At 60.8% G+C, this 23,661-nt stretch carries 21 protein-coding genes; 7 read left to right on the forward strand and 14 right to left on the reverse strand.

Annotated features, from left to right (window positions below):
• Positions 1–402: 402 nt before the first annotated feature.
• Positions 403–1,035 (reverse strand): TetR family transcriptional regulator, encoded by a 633-nt coding sequence (locus tag AC4PS6_RS01770; RefSeq protein ID WP_020300997.1) that lies wholly within the window; start codon positions 1,033–1,035, stop codon positions 403–405.
• A 265-nt stretch (positions 1,036–1,300) separates the two neighbouring features.
• Between AC4PS6_RS01770 and AC4PS6_RS01775 the strand changes: the two genes are divergently transcribed.
• The 5 genes from AC4PS6_RS01775 to AC4PS6_RS01795 all read left to right on the forward strand — a co-directional run bounded on the left by AC4PS6_RS01775 (position 1,301) and on the right by AC4PS6_RS01795 (position 9,481).
• Positions 1,301–2,449 (forward strand): efflux RND transporter periplasmic adaptor subunit, encoded by a 1,149-nt coding sequence (locus AC4PS6_RS01775; protein ID WP_014717303.1) that lies wholly within the window; start codon positions 1,301–1,303, stop codon positions 2,447–2,449.
• 3 nt (positions 2,450–2,452) lie between these two features.
• The gene (locus AC4PS6_RS01780; RefSeq protein WP_014717302.1) at positions 2,453–5,614 is read left to right on the forward strand and encodes an efflux RND transporter permease subunit; all 3,162 of its coding nucleotides are present in this window, start codon (positions 2,453–2,455) and stop codon (positions 5,612–5,614) included.
• On the forward strand, positions 5,611–7,068 hold the full coding sequence (adeC, locus tag AC4PS6_RS01785; RefSeq protein ID WP_003189337.1) for an AdeC/AdeK/OprM family multidrug efflux complex outer membrane factor: 1,458 nt from the start codon (positions 5,611–5,613) through the stop codon (positions 7,066–7,068). Before AC4PS6_RS01780 ends, adeC begins: the two co-directional genes overlap by 4 nt.
• 180 nt (positions 7,069–7,248) lie before the next feature.
• Positions 7,249–8,499 carry an OprD family porin gene (locus tag AC4PS6_RS01790; protein WP_019817827.1) on the forward strand — a complete coding sequence of 417 codons (1,251 nt, stop codon included), beginning with the start codon at positions 7,249–7,251 and terminating at the stop codon, positions 8,497–8,499.
• A gap of 82 nt (positions 8,500–8,581) precedes the next feature.
• Positions 8,582–9,481, forward strand: a complete 900-nt coding sequence (locus AC4PS6_RS01795; RefSeq protein WP_492180631.1) for a polysaccharide deacetylase family protein — start codon at positions 8,582–8,584, stop codon at positions 9,479–9,481.
• A gap of 128 nt (positions 9,482–9,609) precedes the next feature.
• Here AC4PS6_RS01795 and pcaC read toward each other — a convergent pair whose 3' ends face one another.
• The 11 genes from pcaC to pcaR form a co-directional block, all read right to left on the reverse strand.
• Positions 9,610–10,008 (reverse strand): 4-carboxymuconolactone decarboxylase, encoded by a 399-nt coding sequence (gene pcaC, locus AC4PS6_RS01800; protein ID WP_003189316.1) that lies wholly within the window; start codon positions 10,006–10,008, stop codon positions 9,610–9,612.
• A 10-nt stretch (positions 10,009–10,018) separates the two neighbouring features.
• On the reverse strand, positions 10,019–10,810 hold the full coding sequence (gene pcaD / locus AC4PS6_RS01805) for a 3-oxoadipate enol-lactonase (RefSeq protein WP_336826883.1): 792 nt from the start codon (positions 10,808–10,810) through the stop codon (positions 10,019–10,021).
• Positions 10,811–10,820: 10 nt separating this feature from the next.
• Positions 10,821–12,185, reverse strand: coding sequence for a 3-carboxy-cis,cis-muconate cycloisomerase (locus AC4PS6_RS01810; RefSeq protein ID WP_032903223.1), 1,365 nt, complete (start codon positions 12,183–12,185; stop codon positions 10,821–10,823).
• Between the two features lie 10 nt (positions 12,186–12,195).
• Positions 12,196–13,491: an MFS family transporter gene (locus AC4PS6_RS01815; RefSeq protein ID WP_492180632.1), complete on the reverse strand. Its 1,296-nt coding sequence runs from the start codon at positions 13,489–13,491 to the stop codon at positions 12,196–12,198.
• A 188-nt stretch (positions 13,492–13,679) separates the two neighbouring features.
• A complete protein-coding gene (gene pcaG, locus AC4PS6_RS01820) occupies positions 13,680–14,246 on the reverse strand; it encodes a protocatechuate 3,4-dioxygenase subunit alpha (RefSeq protein WP_014717295.1) in 567 nt (188 codons plus the stop codon).
• Position 14,247: 1 nt separating this feature from the next.
• Positions 14,248–14,952: a protocatechuate 3,4-dioxygenase subunit beta gene (pcaH, locus tag AC4PS6_RS01825; RefSeq protein ID WP_073522588.1), complete on the reverse strand. Its 705-nt coding sequence runs from the start codon at positions 14,950–14,952 to the stop codon at positions 14,248–14,250.
• 21 nt (positions 14,953–14,973) lie between these two features.
• Positions 14,974–16,176 (reverse strand): 3-oxoadipyl-CoA thiolase, encoded by a 1,203-nt coding sequence (pcaF, locus tag AC4PS6_RS01830; RefSeq protein ID WP_492180635.1) that lies wholly within the window; start codon positions 16,174–16,176, stop codon positions 14,974–14,976.
• Complete coding sequence (locus AC4PS6_RS01835; RefSeq protein WP_003189301.1) at positions 16,173–16,952, reverse strand: CoA-transferase subunit beta; 780 nt, start codon at positions 16,950–16,952, stop codon at positions 16,173–16,175. The genes pcaF and AC4PS6_RS01835 overlap by 4 nt, the downstream gene beginning before the upstream one ends.
• Positions 16,952–17,809 carry a CoA transferase subunit A gene (locus tag AC4PS6_RS01840; protein ID WP_032903227.1) on the reverse strand — a complete coding sequence of 286 codons (858 nt, stop codon included), beginning with the start codon at positions 17,807–17,809 and terminating at the stop codon, positions 16,952–16,954. The genes AC4PS6_RS01835 and AC4PS6_RS01840 overlap by 1 nt, the downstream gene beginning before the upstream one ends.
• A gap of 248 nt (positions 17,810–18,057) precedes the next feature.
• Positions 18,058–19,398 carry a 4-hydroxybenzoate transporter PcaK gene (gene pcaK, locus AC4PS6_RS01845; protein ID WP_032903228.1) on the reverse strand — a complete coding sequence of 447 codons (1,341 nt, stop codon included), beginning with the start codon at positions 19,396–19,398 and terminating at the stop codon, positions 18,058–18,060.
• 145 nt (positions 19,399–19,543) lie between these two features.
• Positions 19,544–20,386, reverse strand: coding sequence for a pca regulon transcriptional regulator PcaR (gene pcaR, locus AC4PS6_RS01850; protein WP_014717290.1), 843 nt, complete (start codon positions 20,384–20,386; stop codon positions 19,544–19,546).
• 541 nt (positions 20,387–20,927) lie between these two features.
• Between pcaR and AC4PS6_RS01855 the strand changes: the two genes are divergently transcribed.
• Entirely contained in the window at positions 20,928–21,128 is a 201-nt protein-coding gene (locus tag AC4PS6_RS01855; RefSeq protein ID WP_003189295.1) for a hypothetical protein, read from the forward strand.
• 332 nt (positions 21,129–21,460) lie between these two features.
• Positions 21,461–22,936 carry an inorganic phosphate transporter gene (locus AC4PS6_RS01860; protein WP_003189291.1) on the forward strand — a complete coding sequence of 492 codons (1,476 nt, stop codon included), beginning with the start codon at positions 21,461–21,463 and terminating at the stop codon, positions 22,934–22,936.
• A 203-nt stretch (positions 22,937–23,139) separates the two neighbouring features.
• Here the strand turns inward: AC4PS6_RS01860 and ccoM are convergent, their stop codons facing one another.
• Together ccoM and AC4PS6_RS01870 are read right to left on the reverse strand one after the other, a co-directional pair.
• Positions 23,140–23,256 carry a cytochrome c oxidase subunit CcoM gene (gene ccoM / locus AC4PS6_RS01865; protein ID WP_019817835.1) on the reverse strand — a complete coding sequence of 39 codons (117 nt, stop codon included), beginning with the start codon at positions 23,254–23,256 and terminating at the stop codon, positions 23,140–23,142.
• A gap of 143 nt (positions 23,257–23,399) precedes the next feature.
• Positions 23,400–23,561 carry a hypothetical protein gene (locus AC4PS6_RS01870; protein WP_005785860.1) on the reverse strand — a complete coding sequence of 54 codons (162 nt, stop codon included), beginning with the start codon at positions 23,559–23,561 and terminating at the stop codon, positions 23,400–23,402.
• Positions 23,562–23,661 lie beyond the last annotated feature (100 nt).

Here is a 23,661-nt window from a genome sequence, read left to right on the forward strand (position 1 = left end):
GGTTTTTCGCCACTGCGGCTGCCCGCTCTGGATGCAGACACTAACGAGCCACAAAAAACCACACACCTGTCTACTCAGGCAGTTGTTATCGGATAACCTTTATGCTAGGCGGCCGCGCACTTGACCGCCTTCACTCGCCCAGCGCTGTCAAGTCCTAACCACCCTCCCTGGCATTCAATTGAAATAAAAAAGCCCCGGCTTTCGAGAGCCAGGGCTTTTTATGGGCCGCAGGTAACATTCCTTCACAGCCTTGCAACAATATCGCTACAAAATACTTAGCCGGCTACCTATCAACCGCCCGCCAGGCCGTATATAAAGTCACCCCACAAATCAGGCAGAAGGACGATTAACTGTCTTTAGGCTTTACTGTTGACACAACGGGTTGCAATTACGCATTTTGTTTCAATTGCGCAGGCTGGGGCTCAGGCGCAGCATGTCCAGCCCTATATCCGCCCAGCGCTCGGCGTCCTGATGCAATTGAAAACTGTCAGGCACCAGCAGCCACTGGCCGATCAACCCGTGGATAAACGCATGAATACACACGGCCCCACGGGTGGTATCCAGCGTGGCTGGAAGTTGCCCGCGATGGACCGCGTTACGCAACGTCAAGCCGATGCGCAGGTTGCACTCAAGGGTGTGGGTCTGGCGTTGGCGGCGCATGTCGCACATTTCATCGGTGAACTCGCACTTATGAAACAGAATCTCGTTGATGCGCCGGGTTTTCGGGTCCAGGGCCACTTCATGGTAGAGATGAATCAGCAGCTTGCGCATACAGCCGAGCGGGTCGGCTTCATCCTCGCTTTCACTCGCCCGGGCCAGTTCGTCCAGCGGTTCGTGCAGCGTGTCGAGCAGGGCCTGGAGCAAATCGGACTTATTGCTGAAATGCCAATAGATAGCCCCGCGCGTCACCCCTGCCAGCGCGGCGATGTCCGCCAGGGTGGTGCGCGCCACGCCACGCTCATAAAAGGCTTGCTCGGCGGCTTGGAGAATCTGGCTGCGCGTTTCCTGAGCTTCCTCTTTGGTGCGACGAACCATGGCAGTAAAACCTCAATCAGGACACTGTGGATGGTACTTGACCATCATCTGAATAATTGTGGGACGACGCCGTCATGGGCGCCGAACGTACTAGAATCGAGGCTTGCAGCGGTGCTTTGTCAGCATTGCGCGAAGCCTGTCAAGAGTTTACAAACAACCATGAACGTAAGTATATTGCGTAGCAAGCTACTTATCCACTCACGGCTTGTTTTTTACCCTTCCACACTTCTTGTGCGCACTCTGCGCGCCTGACCCGAGGATCTTCATGCAACTTAAGCCAGCTGTTACCGCTCTGGTCACTGCCGTCGCCCTGGCATCGCTGCTCAGCGGATGTAAAAAGGAAGAAGCGGCACCGCCCGCTCAAACCCCTCAGGTCGGCGTGGTCACCATTCAACCGCAAGCCTATACCCTGACCACCGAGCTGCCAGGCCGCACCACGGCCTTCCGCATTGCGGAAGTTCGGCCGCAGGTCAACGGCATCATTCTCAAGCGCCTGTTCAAGGAAGGCGCCGACGTGAAGGAAGGGCAACAGCTCTACCAGATCGACCCGTCGGTGTATGAAGCCACGCTCAAAAGCGCACAGGCGAGCCTGACCCAGACCAAGTCCATCACCGATCGCTACAAGCAATTGGTCGAGGAGCAGGCCGTCAGCCGTCAGGAATACGACACCGCCGTTGCCAACCGCATGACTGCTGAGGCAAACGTTCAAACCGCCCAGATCAACGTGCGCTACACCAAGGTGTACGCGCCGATCTCCGGGCGTATTGGCCGTTCTTCGGTCACCGAAGGCGCACTGGTCAGCAATGGCCAGGCCGACGCCATGGCGGTGATCCAGCAACTGGACCCGATCTACGTCGACGTCACGCAATCTTCAGCTGAAATGCTCAAGCTGCGTCGCGACCTGGCCAGTGGCCAACTGGAAAAAGCCGGCGACAACGCTGCCAAGGTCAAGCTGACCCTGGAAGACGGCACGGCTTACGCCCAGGACGGCAAGCTGGAGTTCTCCGAAGTGTCGGTCGACCAGACCACCGGTTCCGTGACCCTGCGTGCCGTGTTCCCCAACCCTGACCACGTGCTGCTGCCGGGCATGTTCGTCCACGCCCAGTTGCTGGCCGGTGTGAACAGCAAGGCCATCCTGGCTCCGCAACAAGGCGTGACCCGTGACCTGCGCGGCATTCCGACGGCGCTGATCGTGAACAAGGACAACAAGGTCGAGCAACGTGAACTGGTTGCCAACCGTACCGCCGGTGCCTACTGGCTGGTGGAAAAAGGCCTCAATGCCGGTGATCGCGTCATCACCGAAGGCTTGCAGTACGTCAAGCCAGGCGCCGAGGTGAAGGTCACGGAAGCCTCCAACGCTAAACCCGCCGGTACTGCCGCAGCGCCTGCTGCCGCTGCTGGTCAAGGGGAGTAATCCATGTCGAAATTTTTTATCGACCGTCCCATTTTCGCCTGGGTAATTGCCCTGGTGATCATGCTGGTCGGGGCACTCTCGATCCTGAAGTTGCCCATCAACCAATACCCGGCCATTGCGCCAACGGCCATTGATATCCAGGTGACCTACCCAGGCGCGTCCGCACAAACCGTGCAGGACACCGTGGTGCAGGTCATCGAGCAACAGCTCAACGGTATCGACAACCTGCGTTATGTCTCCTCGGACAGTAACTCCGACGGCAGCATGACCATCACCGTGACGTTCAACCAGGGTACCAACCCGGATATCGCTCAGGTCCAGGTACAGAACAAGCTGAACCTGGCCACCCCACTGCTGCCGCAAGAAGTGCAGCAACAGGGTATCCGTGTGACCAAGTCGGTGAAGAACTTCCTGATGGTGATCGGTCTGGTGTCGGAAGACGGCAGCATGACCAAGGACGACCTCTCCAACTACATCGTGTCCAACATCCAGGACCCGATCTCCCGTACCGCGGGGGTGGGTGACTTCCAGGTGTTCGGTTCGCAGTACGCCATGCGTATCTGGCTCGACCCGGCCAAACTGAACAACTACCAGCTCACGCCAGTGGACGTCAGCAATGCCATCAAGGCCCAGAACGTGCAGGTGGCCACCGGCCAACTGGGCGGCCTGCCTGCCCTGCCCGGCACCCAGCTGAACGCCACGATCATCGGCAAGACGCGCCTGCAAAGCACCGAGGAATTCGCCAAGATCCTGATGAAGGTGAACACCGACGGCTCCCAGGTTCGCCTGGGTGATGTCGCGCGCATCGAACTGGGCGGCCAGAACTACAGCATCAGTGCACAGTTCAACGGCAAGCCGGCTTCGGGTATGGCGATCAAGCTGGCGGCCGGTGCCAACGCCCTGGACACTGGCAAGGCCATCCGCGAAACAGTCAAGTCCCTGGAACCGTTCTTCCCGCCTGGCATGAAGGCGGTGGTGCCTTATGACACCACCCCGGTCGTGACCGAGTCGATCTCCGGTGTGGTTCACACCCTGGTCGAAGCGATTGTGTTGGTGTTCCTGGTGATGTTCCTGTTCCTGCAGAACTTCCGTGCCACCATCATCACCACCATGACCGTACCGGTGGTATTGCTGGGCACCTTCGGGATCCTGGCGGCGTGCGGCTTCACCATCAACACCTTGACCATGTTCGGCATGATCCTGGCCATCGGCTTGCTGGTGGACGATGCCATCGTCGTGGTGGAAAACGTCGAACGGGTAATGGCTGAGGAGCACCTGTCGCCCAAGGAAGCAACGATCAAGTCCATGGGCCAGATCCAGGGCGCCCTGGTGGGTATTGCCCTGGTACTGTCGGCGGTACTGCTGCCGATGGCGTTCTTCGGTGGTTCTACCGGTGTGATCTACCGGCAGTTCTCCATCACCATCGTTTCGGCGATGGCGTTGTCGGTGCTGGTTGCCCTGATCTTCACCCCGGCGTTGTGCGCCACCATGCTCAAGCCGATTGATCCGGAAAAACACGGCCAGCCCAAGCGCGGCTTCTTCGGCTGGTTCAACCGCACCTTCGACCGTGGCGTACTCAAGTACGAGCGCGGCGTGGGCGGCATGATCAAGCACAAGATCCCGGCATTCCTGGTGTACGCGCTGATCCTGGCCGGCATGATCTGGATGTTCACCCGTATTCCAAGCGCGTTCCTGCCTGAGGAAGACCAGGGTGTGATCTTCGCCCAGGTGCAGACACCGGTCGGTGCTTCGGCTGAGCGCACGCAAAAAGTCGTCGACGACATGCGCGCCTTCCTGCTGAACGACAAGGAAGGCGAGCCAGGCGAAGGCAAGGCAGTGAAATCGGTGTTTACCGTGAACGGCTTCAACTTTGCTGGCCGTGGCCAGAGCTCGGGTCTTGCGTTCGTGATGCTCAAGCCGTGGGACGAGCGGGATTCGAGCCAGTCGGTGTTCGAAGTGGCCAAGCGTGCCCAGGGTTACTTCTTCGGGGCCTTCAAGGACGCCATGGTATTTGCCATCGTGCCGCCTTCGGTGCTGGAGCTGGGTAACGCCACCGGTTTTGACGTGTTCCTGCAAGACCAGGGTGGCGTCGGCCACGACAAGCTGATGGCTGCACGTAACCAGTTCCTGGGCGCTGCGGCACAAAGCAAGGTGCTGGCCGGCGTACGCCCTAACGGCGTGAACGATGAGCCGCAGTACGAGCTGACCGTTGACGACGAGAAGGCCAGTGCCCAAGGCATCAGCCTCGCCGATATCCAGCAGACCCTGGCCATTGCCTTGGGTGGTAGCTACATCAACGACTTCATCGACCGTGGTCGCGTGAAGAAGGTGTATGTACAAGGTGACGCCGCCAGCCGCATGTCGCCTGAAGATCTGGACAAATGGTACGTGCGCAGCAACGACGGGAAAATGGTGCCGCTGTCGGCTATCTCGTCGGGCCAGTGGATCTATGGTTCGCCCAAGCTTTCGCGATACAACGGTGTAGCGGCGATGGAAATCCTCGGTACCCCGGCACCGGGCTACAGTACCGGTGATGCGATGGCCGAAGTCGAACGCATTGCCAAAGAACTGCCGGCCGGTGTCGGTTATGCCTGGACAGGCCTGTCGTACGAAGAGCGCCTTTCCGGTTCCCAGGCGCCAGCCCTGTACGCACTGTCGCTTTTGGTCGTGTTCCTGTGCCTGGCAGCACTGTACGAAAGCTGGTCGATTCCGATTGCGGTGATTCTGGTTGTGCCACTGGGTGTGATCGGTGCACTGATCGCCACCAGCATGCGCGGCTTGTCCAACGACGTGTTCTTCCAGGTGGGCCTGTTGGTGACGGTGGGCCTGGCGGCGAAAAACGCCATCCTCATCGTGGAATTCGCCAAGGAACTGCACGAGCAAGGCAAAGGCATCGTCGAGGCGGCTATCGAAGCGTCCCGTATGCGTCTGCGCCCGATCATCATGACCTCGTTGGCGTTCATGCTCGGCGTACTACCGCTGGCAATCTCCACCGGCGCCGGCTCAGGCAGCCAGCACGCAATCGGTACCGGCGTTATCGGCGGTATGATCACGGCCACTGTGCTGGCGATCTTCTGGGTGCCGCTGTTCTACGCAACCGTGTCCGCCGCTGGCGAACGCAAAAAGAAAGACACTACTGAAACTCCTAAAGAGGCTGGCCAATGAGCAAGTCGCTACTTTCCCTAGCCGTCACCGCATTCGTGCTCAGTGGCTGCTCGCTGATACCTGACTATCAGCGCCCCGAAGCGCCGGTGGCCGCGCAGTTCCCGCAGGGGCCGGCGTATTCGTCGGCCCAGGCGCCGAGCCAGGCCGCTGCCGAGCAAGGCTGGAAGCAGTTTTTCCATGACCCTGCCCTGCAACAGCTGATCCAGACCGCGTTGGTGAACAACCGTGACCTGCGTGTCGCGGCGCTGAACATCGACGCCTATGCGGCGCAATATCAGATCCAACGTGCCGACCTATTCCCGGCCGTGTCGGCCACCGGTAACGGCAGCCGTTCGCGCACCCCGGCCAAGCTGTCGCAGACCGGCGAATCGACCATCGCCAGCCAGTACTCGGCGGGCCTTGGGATCAGCTCTTATGAGCTGGACCTGTTCGGTCGCGTGCGCAGCCTCAGTGAAGAAGCGCTGCAGAAGTACTTCGCCACTGAAGAAGCACGTCGCAGCACCCAAATCAGCCTGGTGGCCAGCGTGGCGAATGCCTACCTGACCTGGCAGGCCGACAAGGAGCTGCTCAAGCTGACCCAGGACACCCTGGCCGCGTTCGAGCAAAGCTACAAGCTCACCTCGCGCAGCAATGAAGTCGGCGTGGCCTCGGCCCTCGACCTCAGCCAGGCACGCACCTCGGTGGAAAACGCCCGTGTGCAACTGGCGCGTTACACCCGCCAGGTGGCCCAGGACGAAAACAGCCTGACCCTGCTGCTGGGCACCGGCCTGCCGGCGAATATCGCCAGCAAGCCGCTGTCCGATGACCTGCTCAGCGAAGTGCCGGCCGGGTTGCCATCGGACCTGCTGCAACGTCGTCCCGATATTGTGCAAGCCGAGTACAACCTCAAGGCCGCCAACGCCAACATCGGCGCGGCCCGTGCGGCGTTCTTCCCGAGCATCAGCCTGACCGCCAGCGCCGGTACTGCCAGCCCTACCCTGGGTGGCCTGTTCAAAGGCGGTTCGGGAACCTGGGCGTTTGCCCCGCAGATCAACATCCCGATCTTCAACGCTGGTAGCCTGCGCGCAAGCCTGGACTACTCGAAGATCCAAAAAGAGATCAACGTGGCCAACTACGAGAAGGCCATCCAGACCGGCTTCCAGGAAGTCTCCGACGGCCTGGCCGCGCGTGCGACCTACAAGCAGCAACTGGATGCCCAGCGCGGCTTCGTCGAGGCTAACCAGGATTACTACCGCCTGGCCGAGCGTCGCTACCGCATTGGTGTCGACAGCAACCTGACCTTCCTCGACGCCCAGCGCCAACTGTTCAGTGCCCAGCAATCGCTGATCACCGACCGCCTGGCGCAGCTCACCAGCGAGGTCAACCTGTACAAGGCCCTCGGCGGTGGCTGGAACGAGCAGACTGCGAAGAACGAGCCGTTGAAAGAACAAGCACCGCCGTTGAAGTTGTTCTGATAGCGCGGGTGTGAAAACCGCTTCCCTCACCGGAAGCGGTTTTTTTATGCCTGCATTGTTGCCCTTACAACTTGCGTTCGATCATCGCCCACAACCCACCTTCCCCTACTTTCATCGCCCCCGCACCGCCGCGCACCATGGCCGCCACCTGCATAAACCCAATAACAACAGGTTCACACCATGAGCACTTTCCAACCGCGCCAGCTGTTGCTGGCGGCTGCTGTCGCCAGTTCTGCCCTGCCCGTTCTCGCCCAGGATCACGGCTTTCTCGAAGACGCCAGCGCCAACCTCAACCTGCGTAATTTCTTCTTCAACCGCAACTACACCAACCCGACCAAGGCTCAGGGTGGCGCGCAGGAGTGGACGCAAAGTTTCATTCTCGACGCCAAGTCCGGGTTCACCCAAGGCACAGTCGGTTTTGGTGTGGACGTGCTGGGCTTGTACTCGCTCAAGCTCGATGGCGGGCGTGGCACAGGCGGCACGCAGTTGCTGCCGCTGGACCATGACGGCCGGCCAGCCGATGAGTTTGGCCGGCTGGGCGTGGCATTCAAGGCGCGCTTTTCCAAGACCGAGCTGAAGGTGGGCGAATGGATGCCGGTGCTGCCGATCCTGCGTTCCGACGATGGCCGCTCCCTGCCACAGACCCTGCGTGGCGGGCAGATCACCTCGAAGGAAATCGACGGCCTGACCCTCTATGGCGGCCAATTCCGCGCCAATAGTCCGCGGGACGATGGCAGCATGAGCGACATGTCAATGTTCGGCAAAACCGCCTTCACCTCCGACCGTTTCAACTTCCAGGGCGCCGAATACGCATTCAACGACAAACGCACCCAAGTCGGCGTGTGGAATGCCCAGCTCAAGGACATCTACAGCCAGCAGTTCGTCAATCTGATCCACAGCCAGCCTGTGGGCGACTGGACCCTGGGCGCCAACCTGGGCTTCTTTTACGGTAAGGACGACGGCAGCGCCCGCGCCGGCGACCTGGACAACAAAACCTGGTCCGGTTTGTTCTCGGCCAGGTACGGTGGCAACACCTTCTACGTCGGCCTGCAAAAACTCACCGGCGACAGTGCCTGGATGCGCGTCAACGGCACCAGCGGCGGCACCCTGGCCAACGACAGCTACAACTCCAGCTATGACAACGCACAGGAAAAATCCTGGCAGGTTCGCCACGACTACAACTTCGCCGCCCTCGGTGTACCAGGCCTGACCCTGATGAACCGCTATATCAGCGGCAGCAACGTGCACACCGGCACCATCACCGACGGCAAGGAGTGGGGCCGCGAGACCGAAGTAGGCTATACGGTGCAAAGCGGCACGCTGAAAAACCTCAACGTGCGCTGGCGCAATTCGAGCATGCGCAGGGACTACAGCAACAACGAGTTCGATGAGAACCGGTTGATCGTCAGCTATCCGATCAGTCTGCTGTAAACCGGCATAGCACTTACTGTATGGTGCGCGCCTGCCGCTGCTGATCCCCCCAGCAGCGGCCTTTACTCGGGCCCTGCACGGCATGAAATCCTTCGCTACAGCAATCGCACTGTTTGCCCTGGCCTTGAGCCTGGGGGGCTGCATCAGCGCCCCCATCGCCCTGACGCCTCAAACCGAACAGCGCCTGCAAACCCAAGCGCCGATCCGCTTTTTGCTGACCTTCGACGATGGCCCAAGCGCCTCGGGCTACAACAATCCGAGCCGTTCGGTAGTGGCGGACCTGGCCAACAACCCGGTGCTGCCGGGGATCAAGGCGGTGTTCTTCCTGCAGACCGAAGCGGCCCGCTCCGGCGGCAGCTCTCGGGGGCGCAAGACCATGGAACGAGAATTCGCCGCTGGCCATATCCTGGCCTTCCACACTGCTACCGCGTTTCACACCAATCATCGCTGGTTGAACGACACCACGCTGGAACACACCCTTACCGAAGGCGCCGTAGACATTGCCGCCATCACGGGCGCGCCCCCCGTGCTGGTACGCCCCCCCTTCTGGAACTACGACAAGCGCACCTTCGCCGCCTACCAACGCCACGGCATGCAGGTACTGTTGACGGATTTGAGTGCCAATGACGGCAAGATCTGGGGCTTCAACGCCAGCCCGCGTCGGCGCGCCAACCTGTATCGGCAACTGTCGGTGGTACGCGAACGCATCGCCTTGGGTGAACTACCGACAGTGGAGAGTGTGATCCCGGTAGTGGTGACCTTCCATGACATCAACCGCTACACCGCGCGGCATATGCAGGAGTACTTGCAGATTCTGATGGACAGCGCACGGGTCAACGGTTTGAAGACCGCGGCCGAGCCGTTCTATACCGACCACGCCGCGCTGGAACGCGCAGCGCTGGCCCGTACGGTCAAGGCTGTGAACGAGCCGGTGCATCTGCCTGGAGTGTGGAATTGGCTGTGGGATGCTGATTCCCACTAATACCTTAAACCTGTGACGATCCCCTGTGGGAGCTGGCTTGCCTGCGATGCAGACAACACGGTCCCCAGTCAGACCTCGTCGCTGCAATCGCAGGCAAGCCAGCTCCCACAGGTGATCGCCTTTCACATTCAGTCTTGTTGGCGAGACTCCACACCCAACTCATCCCACACTGACTCAGCCAAATGAAACGTCGCATTCGCTGCCGGAATCCCGCAGTAGATCGCACTCTGCATCAGCACTTCCTTGATCTCGGCGCGGGTTACGCCGTTGCTGGCGGCGGCACGCAGGTGCAGCTTCAGTTCTTCACTGCGGTTCATGCCGATCAGCATCGCGATGGTGATCAGGCTGCGGGTATGCCGAGGCAGGCCGGGACGGGTCCAGATGTCACCCCAGGCGTGGCGGGTGATCATTTCCTGGAACTCGCTGTTGAACTCGGTCAGGGCATTGAGGCTGCGGTCGACATGGGCATCGCCCAGTACTTCGCGGCGCACCTGCAGGCCCTCGGCGTAACGTTGTTTCTCGTCCACAAATAGCTCCTCAGCGGGCCAGCAGAAATTCGATCACCCGGTCGCTGAACGCAGCACCGGCCTGAACGTTGGACAGGTGCGCTGCATAGAACTCGGCGTACTCGGCGCCCTGCACATGGCTCTGGATAAAGTGGCCGCCAGCTGGCGGCGTCACCGCGTCTTCGGTGCCGGCAATCACCAGGGTCGGCACCTTGATCGAGGACAATTGCTCACGAAAATCCGCATCGCGCACGGCGCCGCAGTTGGCGGCATACCCCTCGGGCGAAGTGACCGCGAGCATATCGGTGATCTGCTTGGCCTGGTGCGGGTTGGCAGCGGCGAAATCTGCGGTGAACCAGCGCGCAATGGACGCATCGCGCAGCGCCACCATCGCGGCGGCGCCATCACGCAGGACCATTTCGATACGCGGGTTCCACACCTCGGGCGTGCCGATCTTGGCCGCGGTATTACACACCACCAGGTGTTGCAGGCGCTCGCCGGCATGAATGCCCAGCCATTGGCCGATCAAGCCGCCCATGGACAATCCGCAAAAATGCGCCTTCTGGATATCCAGCGCATCCAGCAGTGCGAGCACGTCTGCACCCAGTTGCTCGATGCTGTAAGGCCCCTCGGTCACCAGGGATTGGCCGTGGCCACGGGTGTCGAAGCGCAGCACACGAAAATGCTCGGTAAAGGCCGGAATCTGGATATCCCACATATGCAGGTCGGTACCCAGGGAATTGGACAGCACCAGTACCGGTGCGTCGGCGGGCCCCTCGAGTTGGTAATGCAGTTCGCCCTCGGCGAGTTGTACAAAAGCCACAGCGGTCTCCTCAGGCAGTCAAAGCAAAATGTTCGGTCACCGCACGCGTGACCCAGGTAGACGCCTGGCCCAGGTAATGGGCCGGGTCGAGCAGGCGGTCCAATTCAGCCGCCGACAGCTCGGCGGTGACGTGCGGCTCATCCGCCAGTACCGCGCGCAAATGGCGCTGCTCGGCGACCGCACGTTTGCAGCACTGCTCCAGCAGATGGTGCGCAGTGTCGCGGCCCAAGCGTTGGGCGAGCACGATACTCACCGCTTCGGCCAGTACCAGGCCCTGAGTCAGGTCGAGGTTGTGTGCCATACGTTCGGCATTCACCTCCAGCCCTTCACTGACCAGAATTGCCTGGTGCAAGGCACCGGACACCAAGCGGCAAATCTCTGGCAAGGTTTCCCATTCGGCGTGCCACAAGCCCAGGCTGCGTTCGTGCTCTTGAGGCATGGCGCTGAACATCGTTGCCACCAGGCCCGGTACGCGGGTGGCCGCGCTGATCAGCACTGCGGCGCCCACCGGGTTACGCTTGTGCGGCATGGTGGACGAACCGCCCTTGCCCGGCGCCGAAGGCTCGAACACCTCGGCCGCTTCGGTCTGCATCAACAGGCTGATATCGCGGCCCAACTTGCCGAGGCTACCGGCGATCAGGCCAAGCAGGCTGGCAAACTCCACCAGGCGGTCACGCTGGGTGTGCCAGGGTTGTTCCGGTAAGCCCAGTTGCAACTCGGCGGCCACGGCTTCGGCCACGGGCATGGCGTGTTCGCCCAGCGCTGCCAAGGTGCCCGAGGCGCCGCCAAATTGCAGGACCAGCAGGCGCGGTTTCAATTCAGCCAGGCGCTGGCGACTGCGCGTCACCGCGCCCAGCCAACCGGCGATTTTCATTCCCAGGGTGACCGGCGTCGCGTGCTGCAACCAGGTGCGCCCGGCCAACGGCACGGTGGCATAACGCTGGGCCTGGGCGGCCAACACCTCCCCCAGGCGAGCCAGGTCGGCTTCGATCAATTCCACCCCACGGCGCAGTTGCAGCACCAGGCCGGTGTCCATCACATCCTGGCTGGTTGCGCCCAGGTGTACATAACGCTCGGCGTCGGCGTCCTCACTGGCGATCAACTTGCCCAACGCCTTCACCAATGGAATCGCAGAGTTGCCCGCCGTGGCAATCGCGCTGCCAAGGGCGTCCACGTCATACAGCGACGCCAGGCACGCCTGGGCAATCGGTGCGACAGCGGCCTGGGGAATCAACCCGACCCGGGCCTGCGCCCGGGCCAGTGCGGCCTCGAAATCCAGCATGCCCTGCAAACGCCCCTGGTCACAGAACACTTCGGCCATGCTGTCAGCGGTGAAATAAGCGTCGAACAGTTGATTGCTCGTGCGCAGCGTCATAACTCATCCCTTACAGATCGTGATGCAGGTACGCCGCCTGTTTCGGCAGGCGCAAGCTGAACAGGAAGGCCACCGCCATCATCGCGGTGACGTACCAATAAAAGGTGTTTTCCATGCCGATGGATTTGAGGCTCAGCGCAACCACTTCTGCCGAACCGCCAAACACCGCGTTAGCCACCGCATACGCCAGGCCCACGCCCAATGCACGCACCTGGGGCGGGAACATCTCCGCTTTGACCAGGCCGCTGATGGAGGTGTAGAAGCTGACAATCGCCAAGGCCAGGGTGATCAGCACAAACGCCAAAAACGGGCTGGTCACGGTTTTCAAGGTCAGCAGGATCGGCACGGTAAACAGCGTGCCAAGGCCGGCAAACCAGAGCATGGAATTACGCCGGCCAATCTTGTCGGCCAACATGCCGAACAACGGCTGCATGCACATGTACAGAAACAGCGCGCCGGTCATGATGTAGCTCGACGTCTTGGCGTGCATGCCCACGGTATTCACCAGGTACTTCTGCATGTAGGTGGTGAAGGTATAGAAAATCAGCGAGCCGCCGGCGGTGTAGCCCAGCACCGTAATGAAGGCTTTGCCGTGGTCGCGAAACAGCGCGACGATACTGCCGGCGTCCTTGTCTTCACGCATTTCCTTGCTGGTGGTTTCTTTCAGGGTGCGACGCAGCAGCAGGGAGATCACGGCGGCTATAGCGCCGATCACAAACGGGATGCGCCAGCCCCAGGCGCGCAGTTCTTCTTCGGTGAGGATCTGTTGCAGGATCACCACCACCAGCACCGCCAGCAACTGGCCGCCGATCAGGGTCACGTACTGGAACGAAGCAAAGAAGCCACGCTGGCCCTTGAGCGCGACTTCACTCATGTAAGTGGCCGTGGTGCCGTATTCGCCGCCCACCGACAAGCCCTGGAACAGCCGCGCCACCAACAGCAACGCTGGCGCCCAGGCACCGATGGCGTTGTAGCTCGGCAGAAAGGCGATGACCAGGGAGCCGCCGCACATCATCAGCACCGAGATCATCATCGAGTTCTTGCGCCCGTGCTTGTCGGCCACCCGGCCAAACAACCAGCCACCGATCGGTCGCATCAGGAACCCGGCGGCAAACACCCCGGCGGTGTTGAGCAACTGCACCGTGGGGTCGTCCGAGGGGAAAAACGCCGGAGCAAAATAAATCGCGCAGAAGGCATAGACGTAGAAGTCGAACCATTCGACCAGGTTGCCGGAGGACGCACCGACAATCGCAAAGATTCTTTTGCTGCGTTCTTCTCCGGTGTAGTGGCTGGTTTTTGTTGTCATGTTTTTTTTCTCAGTGGGAACGGTTATAGCCTAGACATACTTTGCAACAACCCTGTTCCGCAAGCAGACTTTTGGATAGGTGGAGCCTGAGAGGGCCTCATCGCGGGCAAGCCCGGCTCCCACATTTTGTGTTGTGAACACATTCAAGGTGGGAGCTGGCTTGCCTGCGATGGGGCCCTACAGCCAACTCAATAGTCGAAGAACACCGTTTCCTTATCTGTGCCCTGCAAAATCACATTCCACTGATAAACCCCTGCCGCATCCGCCTGGGCAATCAAGGTGCCCCGACGTTCTGCCGGCACACACGCCAGCAACGGGTCATCGCCGTTCAAGGCCTCACCGTCAAAATAAATCCGCGTCAGCAAGTGCTTCACCAACCCACGGGCAAACACCAGCACCACCAAATGCGGCGCCTGGGTGGTGCCCTTGAGCCCCGGCACACTGCCCGGCTTGACGGTGGTAAAGCGGAAACGCCCTTCGGCATCCACCGGCACGCGGCCAAAGCCTTCGAAGTTCGGGTCGAGCGCTTTGTCCTGCTCGTCTTCGGGGTGAGCATATTTGCCGGCGGCATTGGCCTGCCAGACTTCCAACATGGCATCGTTGACGACATCACCGTTGCCGTCCACCACTTGGCCGCTGATTGCCACGCGTTCGCCGAGGGTGGCAGTGACGGTCAGGTCTTCACGGTTCAGCCAGGTCAGGCCAATGTGGTAATACGGCCCGACGGTGTGGGACGTGGTCGCGTTGAGTGTCATCTCATTTCTCCATCGGCGTGGCGTCGCGGCCGCGCAGGACGATGTCCCAGCGGTAGCCGAGGGCATAGGAAGGAATGGTTTTTTCCAGGTCGAAACTGGCGATCAAGCGTTGCTTGGCGCTGGTGTCCGGCACGCAGTTGTAGATCGGGTCGTATTCCAGCAACGGGTCGCCCGGGAAATACATTTGCGTCACCAGGCGCGTCAGCACGCTGGGGCCGAACAGCGAAAAGTGGATATGCGCCGGGCGCCAGGCGTTGTGGTGGTTGCCCCACGGGTAGGCGCCGGGCTTGATGGTTTGGAACTGGTACCAGCCGTCGGCGTCGGTGACGGTGCGCCCGGTGCCGGTGAAATTCGGGTCCAGGGGTGCATAGTGCAGGTCGCGCTTGTGGTTGTAGCGGCCGGCGGCATTGGCCTGCCAGATCTCCACAAGGATGCCCGGCACTGGCAGGCCGTTTTCGTCCAGCACACGGCCATGAATGATGATGCGCTCGCCTTGCGGCTCGCCCTCATGCTGGGCTGTCAGGTCGTTGTCCTTCTCATTGATACGTTCGGCGCCGATGGTCGGGCCCGTGATTTCCGACAAGGAATGGGGCAGGAACACCAAAGGCTGTGAAGGCGAACGCAGGTTCGTCGACTGGTAGGCCGGGTGCAGGTAATCAGGTTGAGTGCCCGCTTGCGGGCGCCGGTAACCGGGCTTGTCACTCATGGAGCAATCCTCTTTTAGTTATCAGACGCGTTCAATCGCCAGGGCCAGGCCTTGGCCGACGCCCACGCACATGGTCGCCAGGCCTTTGCGGCCGCCGGTTTTTTCCAATTGGTGCAGGGCCGTCATCACCAACCGCGCACCACTCATCCCCAAGGGGTGACCGAGGGCAATGGCGCCGCCGTTGGGGTTGACCTGGGGCGCATCGCCAGCGATACCCAGCTCGCGCAGCACCGCCAGGCCTTGGCTGGCGAAGGCTTCGTTGAGTTCGATCACATCAAAGTCGGTGACCGCCAACCCCAGGCGCTCCACCAGTTTGCGCACCGCCGGCACCGGGCCGATGCCCATCACCCGCGGGGCGACTCCGGCACTGGCCATGCCCAGCACACGGGCGCGGGCGGTGAGGCCGTGTTGCTTGACGGCCTCGGCGCTGGCGAGGATCAGCGCGGCGGCGCCGTCGTTGACGCCCGAGGCATTGCCGGCAGTGACGGTCTTGTCCGCGCCGTTGACCGGCTTGAGCTTGGCCAGGGCTTCCAACGTGGTGTCCCGTGGGTGTTCATCGCGTTCCACCAGGGTTTCGCCTTTTTTATGGGCGATTCGCACCGGAACGATTTCCTCGGCAAAGAACCCAGCGGCCTGGGCAGCGGCAGTGCGTTGCTGGCTGCGCAGGGCGAAAGCGTCCTGGTCGGCGCGGGAAACCTGATAGTCATCGGCCACGTTATCGGCGGTCTGCGGCATGGCATCCACACCGTACTGGGCCTTCATCAGCGGGTTGATAAAGCGCCAGCCAATGGTGGTGTCTTCCAACTTCATGTTGCGCGAGAACGCCGCGTCGGCCTTGCCCATCACAAACGGAGCGCGGGACATCGATTCGACGCCACCGGCAATCGCCAACTCCATTTCACCGCTGGCAATCGCACGAAAGGCGGTGCCGATGGCATCCATGCCCGAGGCACAGAGGCGGTTGAGGGTCACGCCGGGAATACTTTCCGGCAGCCCCGCCAGCAGCAACGCCATGCGTGCCACGTTGCGGTTGTCTTCACCTGCCTGGTTGGCGCAGCCGAGGAAGACTTCGTCTACGGCGCTCCAGTCCACCGACGGGTTACGCTCGATCAACGCCTTGATCGGCAGTGCCGCCAGGTCATCGGCGCGCACCGTGGACAGGCCACCACCGAAACGGCCGATGGGCGTGCGAATGGCATCACAGATATAAACCTCGCGCATCAGGCTTCTCCCGGTGCTTGGCCATGGGCGGCGGCGGTGCGTGCTTCGAGGTCACGCAGGGCGGTCAGTTCGGTCTCGGTGGGTTCAGCGGTGGTGCTCACCTGGTCGGCAAAGCGAATCGCCCAGCCGGTGGCGGCGACCACTTGCTCGCGGGTCACGCCGGGATGCAGTGCAGTGACCACGAACTCATGGCTGCCCTCCTCCGGCTCCATGATGCACAGGTCGGTAATGATGCCCACCGGGCCGGCGCCGGGCAGGCCCAGACGCTTGCGTGAGTCGCCACCTTCGCCGTGACCGACGGAGGTGATGAAGTCCAGTTTGTCCACAAACGAACGGGACGATTGCTTAAGGATGATCAACACGCTCTTGGCCGAACCGGCGATTTCCGGCGCGCCACCGGCACCCGGCAAACGCACTTTGGGCTGGTGATAATCACCGACCACGGTGGTGTTGATATTGCCGAAACGGTCGACCTGGGCCGCGCCGAGAAAACCGACATCAATGCGCCCGCCCTGCAGCCAGTAGCGAAAGATCTCACCGGTGGGCACCACGGTGTCGGCGGTCTCCGCCAGCTCGCCATCGCCGATGGACAGCGGCAACACGCTGGGCTTGGCCCCAATCGGGCCGGACTCGTAGATCAGCACCACATCCGGCGAGGACGTCAGGCGCGCCAGGTTGGCCGCCTTGGATGGCAGGCCGATGCCGACGAAGCACACCGAGCCGTTCTTGAGGCGGCGTGCGGCGGCGACGGTCATCATCTCATTGGTGGAATAAGCCATTACTTAGCCTCCTGCGCGGCGGCCAGCTTGGCCTGGAATTCACTGAAGTCGGCAGTGCCGTGGATGTATTCGTCGATCCAGGCGGTAAAGGTCCCGCGGTCGCGGGCAATCGGGTCCCACGCCTGGTAGAAGCGGTTATCCCGCTCGTTGTAGCCGTGCGCGTAGGAAGGATGGGCACCACCGGGTACGTGACACACCGCCGTCAGCGCCCAGGTAGGCAGCACGCAGCTGTTCATCGGCGCGTTCAGGTCGTCGACGATTTCCTCGACGGTGACGATGCAGCGCTTGGCCGCCAGCGCCGCTTCCTTTTGCACCCCCAGAATGCCCCAGAGCAGCACGTTGCCTTTGCGGTCGGCTTTCTGCGCGTGAATCACGGTGATGTCCGGACGCACCGATGGCACCGCCGCCAGCACTTCGCCGGTGAAGGGGCAGGTGACGGTCTTGATCAGCGGGTTGACCTTGGGCAAGTCGGAACCGGCGTAGGCCCGCAACACCGCGAACGGCAGGCCGGAGGCACCGGCGACGTAGGCATTGGCCAGGTCGGCGTGGCTGTGCTCTTCGATCTCCAGCGCTTGCGGCCATTGTTTCTCTACCGCGTCGCGCAGCCGATGCAGGGAACCCACGCCCGGGTTGCCGCCCCAGGAGAAAATCAACTTGCGCGCACAGCCGGCACCGATCAACTGGTCGTAGATCAGGTCAGGCGTCATGCGCACCAGCGTCAGGTCTCTCTTGCCCTGACGAATGATTTCATGGCCTGCGGCCGTAGGGATCAGGTGGGTGAAGCCTTCGAGGGCGACGGTATCGCCGTCGTTCACGAAGCGCTTGACCGCATCACGCAGGGTGAGGATTTCAGCCATGGGGTTGGGCTCCCGGTGTTGATCGAAAAAGGCGCTGAGGTGGCGCCGAAGTGCTTGAAGATTAAGCCGGGGAAATGGGCCGAACAATCCGATAATCGACTGAGTGTTCGATTATCGAACCGATTGTTGCTTAACTAACCATCATAAGGAACAGGGTCAATGTGGGAGCTGGCTTGCCTGCGATGGCGCGAGTGGATTCAGCACCGCTATCGCAGCCAAGCCAGCTCCCACAGGGGTAGTGATTGGTTTCAGGTCGCATCGGCATGGCTGACCATGCCCTTAATCATTACCGCTGCCGTGGCCAAGGCCGCCGGTATCACCAATGCGGTGAGCACCTGCTCGAAGTTCCAGCCCAGGCCCAGCAAGGTTGCGCCCATCCACGCTCCCAGGATCGCGCCGAAGCGGCCGATGCCGAGCATCCACGACACCCCGGTGGCACGGCCTTGGGTGGGGTAGAAACGCGCCGCCAGCGACGGCATCGCCGATTGCGCACCGTTGACGCACATCCCGGCGACCAGCACCAGGGTGGCCAACAGCGTGATGTTGCCCAGGCTCTGCCCCACCGCGTAGGCAAACACCCCGGCCAGCAGATAGAACGTGCCGATCACTTTGTGCGGGTTGAACCGGTCCATCGCCCAGCCCACGCCCACCGCGCTCAATACCCCACCAAACTGGAACAGCGCGCCGATGAACGCGGCTTGCTCCATGCTCGCGCCACTGTCGCGCATCAAGGTGGGGAGCCAACTGGTCAGCAGGTAAACGATCACCAGGCCCATGAAGTACGTGAGCCACAACAGCAAGGTGCCAGCGCTGTAGGTGCCCGAGAAGATCACCGCGAACACATTGCGGGCCTTGACGGTTTTTTGCTCCGGTACGCTGAAGTGAGAGGCCTGGGCAACGATGTTTGGCTCGATAGGGGCCAGGGTCTTGCGCACCTTGTCGGTGCCGCGATTGCGCACCACCAGGTAACGCGCCGATTCCGGTAGCCATACCAGCAGCACCCCAGCCAGGATCAACGGCAGGATGCCGCCGATCAGCAACAGGCTGTGCCAGCCGAAGGCCGGGATCAGCTTGGCCGAAATAAACCCACCACCGGCCATGCCGAGGTTGAAGCCACAGAACATGCTGGTCACCAACAAGGATTTATGCCGCTCGGGGGTGTATTCAGACAACAAGGTGGTGGCATTCGGCATGCCGGCGCCCAGGCCCAGGCCGGTGAGAAAGCGCAGCACCAGCAACTGGTCGACAGTGGTGCTGTAGGCCGACGCCAGGCTGAACGCACCAAACACCAACACCGCGCCGACCAGCACGACTTTGCGGCCAAAGCGGTCGGCCAGGGGGCCGGAACCGAGTGCGCCAAACACCATGCCGATCAACGCGGCGCTCATCACCGGGCCGAGGCTGGCGCGGTCGATGCCCCAGTCCTGGGACAGCGCGGGCGCGATAAAGCCCATCGCGGCGGTGTCGAGGCCGTCGAGAAAGACAATCAGGAAACACAGGATCACCACGCGCCACTGATACCGCGAGAGTGGCTGGGTGTTGATAAAGGACTGTACGTCCAGGGTGGTACCGACAGAAGGCTGATTCATTATTTTTATTCCACACCGATGGCGGGCTGACGACCTGGGGTCATCATTCTTATTGGGCAGCTCCTCAGAGCGCTGCCGCACATTAATAAGCCAAGGGAAACACCGTCAATCGAGCCAGCCGGGATCTGTGCGGTCACCGAACAGCTTAGGCAAACAGCTGCGCACTCAGCTCACGGCTGGCGCTGAGCATGCTCGGCAAAAAGCGCTGCTCCAACTCGCTGCGGCTGACCCGCCCGGCATGGGTGCTGACATTAAGCGCGGCCAACACCTGGCCGGACGCGTCATACACCGGCACCGCGATGGAACGCAGGCCCTGCTCCAGTTCCTGGTCGACAATGCACCAGCCCTGCTGACGCACCTGTTGCAGGCATTCCAATAACGCTTGCGGCGTGGTCAGGGTGCGGCTGGTCTTGGTTTGCAGGTCGGCATGGTCGAGATAATCCTGCAGCGAAGCGTCGTCGAGGGCGGCCAGCAGAATGCGGCCCATGGACGTGCAATATGCAGGCAAGCGCCCACCCACCGACAGGTCAACCGAGATCAGACGCTGGGTGGTGGCGGAACGGGCGATATAAAGAATGTCATCGCCTTCCAGGGTGGCCATGTTGCAGGCTTCATGCAGTTGCTCGCTCATGCGGTCCAGGTAAGGCTGGGCCGAAACAGCCAGCGGTGTGGACGACAGATAGGCATGACCGAGGGTCAGTACCTTGGGCAACAGCGAGTAGGTGCGCCCATCCGTGGTGGCGTAGCCGAGCTTGATCAAGGTGTGCAGGCAACGGCGCACGGCGGCGCGGGGAATTTCCGTGCGATGGCTGATCTGGGCGATGGTCAGGTGACGCTTACGCTCCTGGAATGCCTGCACCACGGCCAGGCCACGGGCCAGGGACGTCATGAAATCCGGATCACCGGTGAATGCCTGGATGCGCTTGGCCGGTGAAGCCACGATCGGCGGCGCCACTGATGCAAAGGAGTTGCGCAATTGATCGTTCATTTCAAAGGGCCTTCTCTTGTTATCACCACGGGAGGGTTGGCGGCTATTACAAGCCGTGCCGGTTGCCCTGCACAAGTCAGCGTCGGCAACATTGGGCGATTATCGAACGACCATGCGATTATCGCAATTTGGCCGGCGCTGGCGCACACCTCGCGGCCCTGGTTTCAGATTTGCCTGATGCATCTATAAAGCAGGGGCATTTACCCTGCCAGGATGATGACGGTGTTCACAAATACCGACGCCAGCATGTAACAAACCTCTGACACATCGTTGACGCTTTTTAACTTCATGATGATAGTGTTATTCAAATGCGCCGCTATAATGCAACCTGTGCAGAGGTCAGCCCGGTATGAATCGGGAGTGGAGCTCACCGGGCGTTGCGGGTTGTATGCAGGGCCGGACACAAGTATTCGCTTAAAAGAACTGCCCTCAGGCCTATTTACCCATTTGAACGTTTTATTGTTCTATTTGGAATCGCCCGAGCACGACTTTCAGGCATGACGCTGCGCAATCAATAAACTCAACTCAATTAGGTAATACTGTGACGAAAGATGAACTGCGCGCGGAACTTGAGCGCCAGGAGCAACGTTACAAGGATGTCTACGGCGGGGAAGTCACCACCTACGCCGCGCAACCCGAGCCGGAACGCAAGCCATGGCGTAAACGCGCCAGCCTGCTAGACCAGGCATTTGCCCAGGAAATCCAAAAGATCGAGCAGGAGCTCAAGACCGAGGAGCCATAAGCGCTTCGGTTCGAGCCTTAAGGGTCGTGCTGTCTCTGCCGGTGAAGTACTGGCAGAGGGCACCCGCTTTAGCGTCCACTGGTCAGTAACCTACAGCCACCTACGAAATTTCATACAAATGTTTCAGGTATGGCATTTTCATGACTAAAGCCCGCCTTCTGCGGCCTGCGCTTTATAAATCAAAGACTTGCCAAAGCCCCGAAAACCCTGGGATGCGTGCGTCCTGCCGCGTTTTTTTCCAGGAAGATTGTTACCGATGAGCAGCTAATGCATCGATTACTGATGTTTTCTGGCATAATCGCGCCCCCTTACGACCGGGTCAGAAAACCTTCATGATCGATTTATTCAGCGGACTGGATGCTTGGGTTCTAGTGAGCCTGTTGCTCGCCCTGGCCTTTGTCCTCGCCTTCGAGTTCATCAATGGCTTTCATGACACCGCTAACGCGGTGGCCACAGTCATCTATACCAAAGCCATGCCGCCACACCTGGCCGTGTTCTTCTCCGGGGTGTTCAATTTCCTCGGCGTATTGCTCGGTGGTGTCGGTGTCGCCTACGCCATCGTGCACTTGCTGCCGGTGGAGTTGCTGATCAATGTGAACACCGGCCATGGCTTGGCAATGGTCTTCTCATTGTTGGCAGCAGCGATCACCTGGAACCTGGGCACCTGGTACTTCGGTATCCCCGCCTCCAGCTCCCACACCCTGATCGGCTCGATCCTTGGTGTCGGCCTGGCCAACGCGTTGATCAACGACATCCCCCTGGCTGACGGTGTGAACTGGCAGAAGGCCGTGGATATCGGCGCGTCCCTGGTATTCTCGCCGATGGCGGGCTTTCTGGTCGCCGCTCTGGTACTGATCGGTCTGAAGTGGTGGCGTCCGCTGTCGAAGATGCACAAGACCCCGGACCAGCGCCGCAAGCTTGACGACAAAAAGCACCCGCCATTCTGGAACCGCCTCGTCCTGGTGATTTCGGCCATGGCGGTGAGCTTCGTGCACGGCTCCAACGATGGCCAGAAGGGCATCGGCCTGATCATGCTGGTGCTCATCGGTATCGTGCCGGCGCAGTTCGTATTGGACCTGGGCAGCACCACTTACCAGATCGAACGTACCCGCGACGCCACCCTGCACCTGAACCAGTTCTACCAGCGCAACCACGAGACCCTCGGTGAATTCCTGGCCCTGGGCAAAAGCGTGAAGGATGACCTGCCGGGCAAGTTCCGCTGCAACCCGCAGCAGACCGAACCGACGATCAACGCGCTGCTGGGCACCCTCAAGGGCGTCTCGGACTACCACTCGCTGACGGCCGACCACCGCATCGAGGTACGTCGCTACCTGCTTTGCCTGGATGACACCGCGAAAAAGGTCGGCAAGCTGCCAGGCCTGGACTCCCGTGAGAAGTCCGACCTCGACAAGCTGCGCAAAGACCTGACCGCCACCACCGAGTACGCCCCGTTCTGGGTGATCCTCGCGGTCGCACTGGCCCTGGGCCTGGGCACCATGGTGGGCTGGAAGCGCGTGGTGCTGACCATCGGTGAAAAGATCGGCAAGCAAGGCATGACCTATGCCCAGGGCATGTCGGCGCAAATCACCACGGCCACCATGATCGGCTTCGCCAACATCTTCGCCCTGCCAGTGTCCACCACCCACGTCCTGTCTTCTGGCGTGGCAGGCACCATGGTTGCAAACAAAAGCGGCCTGCAAGGTGGCACCGTCAAGACCATCCTGATGGCCTGGGTATTGACCTTGCCAGCGACCGTAGGCCTCTCGGCCGGGTTGTTCTGGCTGGCGTCCAAGGCTTTGGGCAACTGATAGCCAGCCGGCAATAAAAAAGGTGCGATCCGCGAGGGTCGCACCTTTTTTTATGATCGTTCGTTCCCACGCTCTGCGTGGGAATGCCGCCGCGGACGCTCCGCGTCTCACTGGCGCACGGGTGACGCGGAGCGTCACAGCCAAAAAAAAGGGCGACCGAAGTCGCCCAAAATGCCTTGCGTGCTCATGTAACCCGGAAAGACTTAAGGTTTTTTACGCTTGTTCGCGTCTTTCCAGATAAAAAATCCAAACCCTACAAAAAACAGCACCATGAGGCTAACAGTCAGCACTCCGGCAAAAACCACATTATCGAAAAACATGACCGGCCTCCTGCACTTGCCCTGTTGCGATAGGGCTAAGTTAATAGAGAAGGCACAGTGGGAAATTGACCAGGATCAATGTCGCCCACAACGGGGCGTAAAGAAGGGGAATAACTGACCTGCATCAATAGAGGCAGGACGTTTCAACGTTTTTTCGGCTTGTTCTTCGACTTCTTCTTGGGCTTGCCCAAGGGCATGGCTTGCTCAAAGGCTTGGCGCACTTCATTCAGGCGCTTGTCATTAAGGTCGTGAACGCGCTTGGCACGTTCGGCGTTCAGGTCGATCAGCTTGTCGTCATCACTCATGGCTTGGCTTACGTCGTGGCGAGAATGCCTCAATAATGCGGCCTGCCCCGCCCGACGGCAATTAAGCGGGCGACAAAATGCAGGCCATCGACCAAAATCG

Source organism: Pseudomonas sp. DW-iso17 (assembly GCF_058725345.1).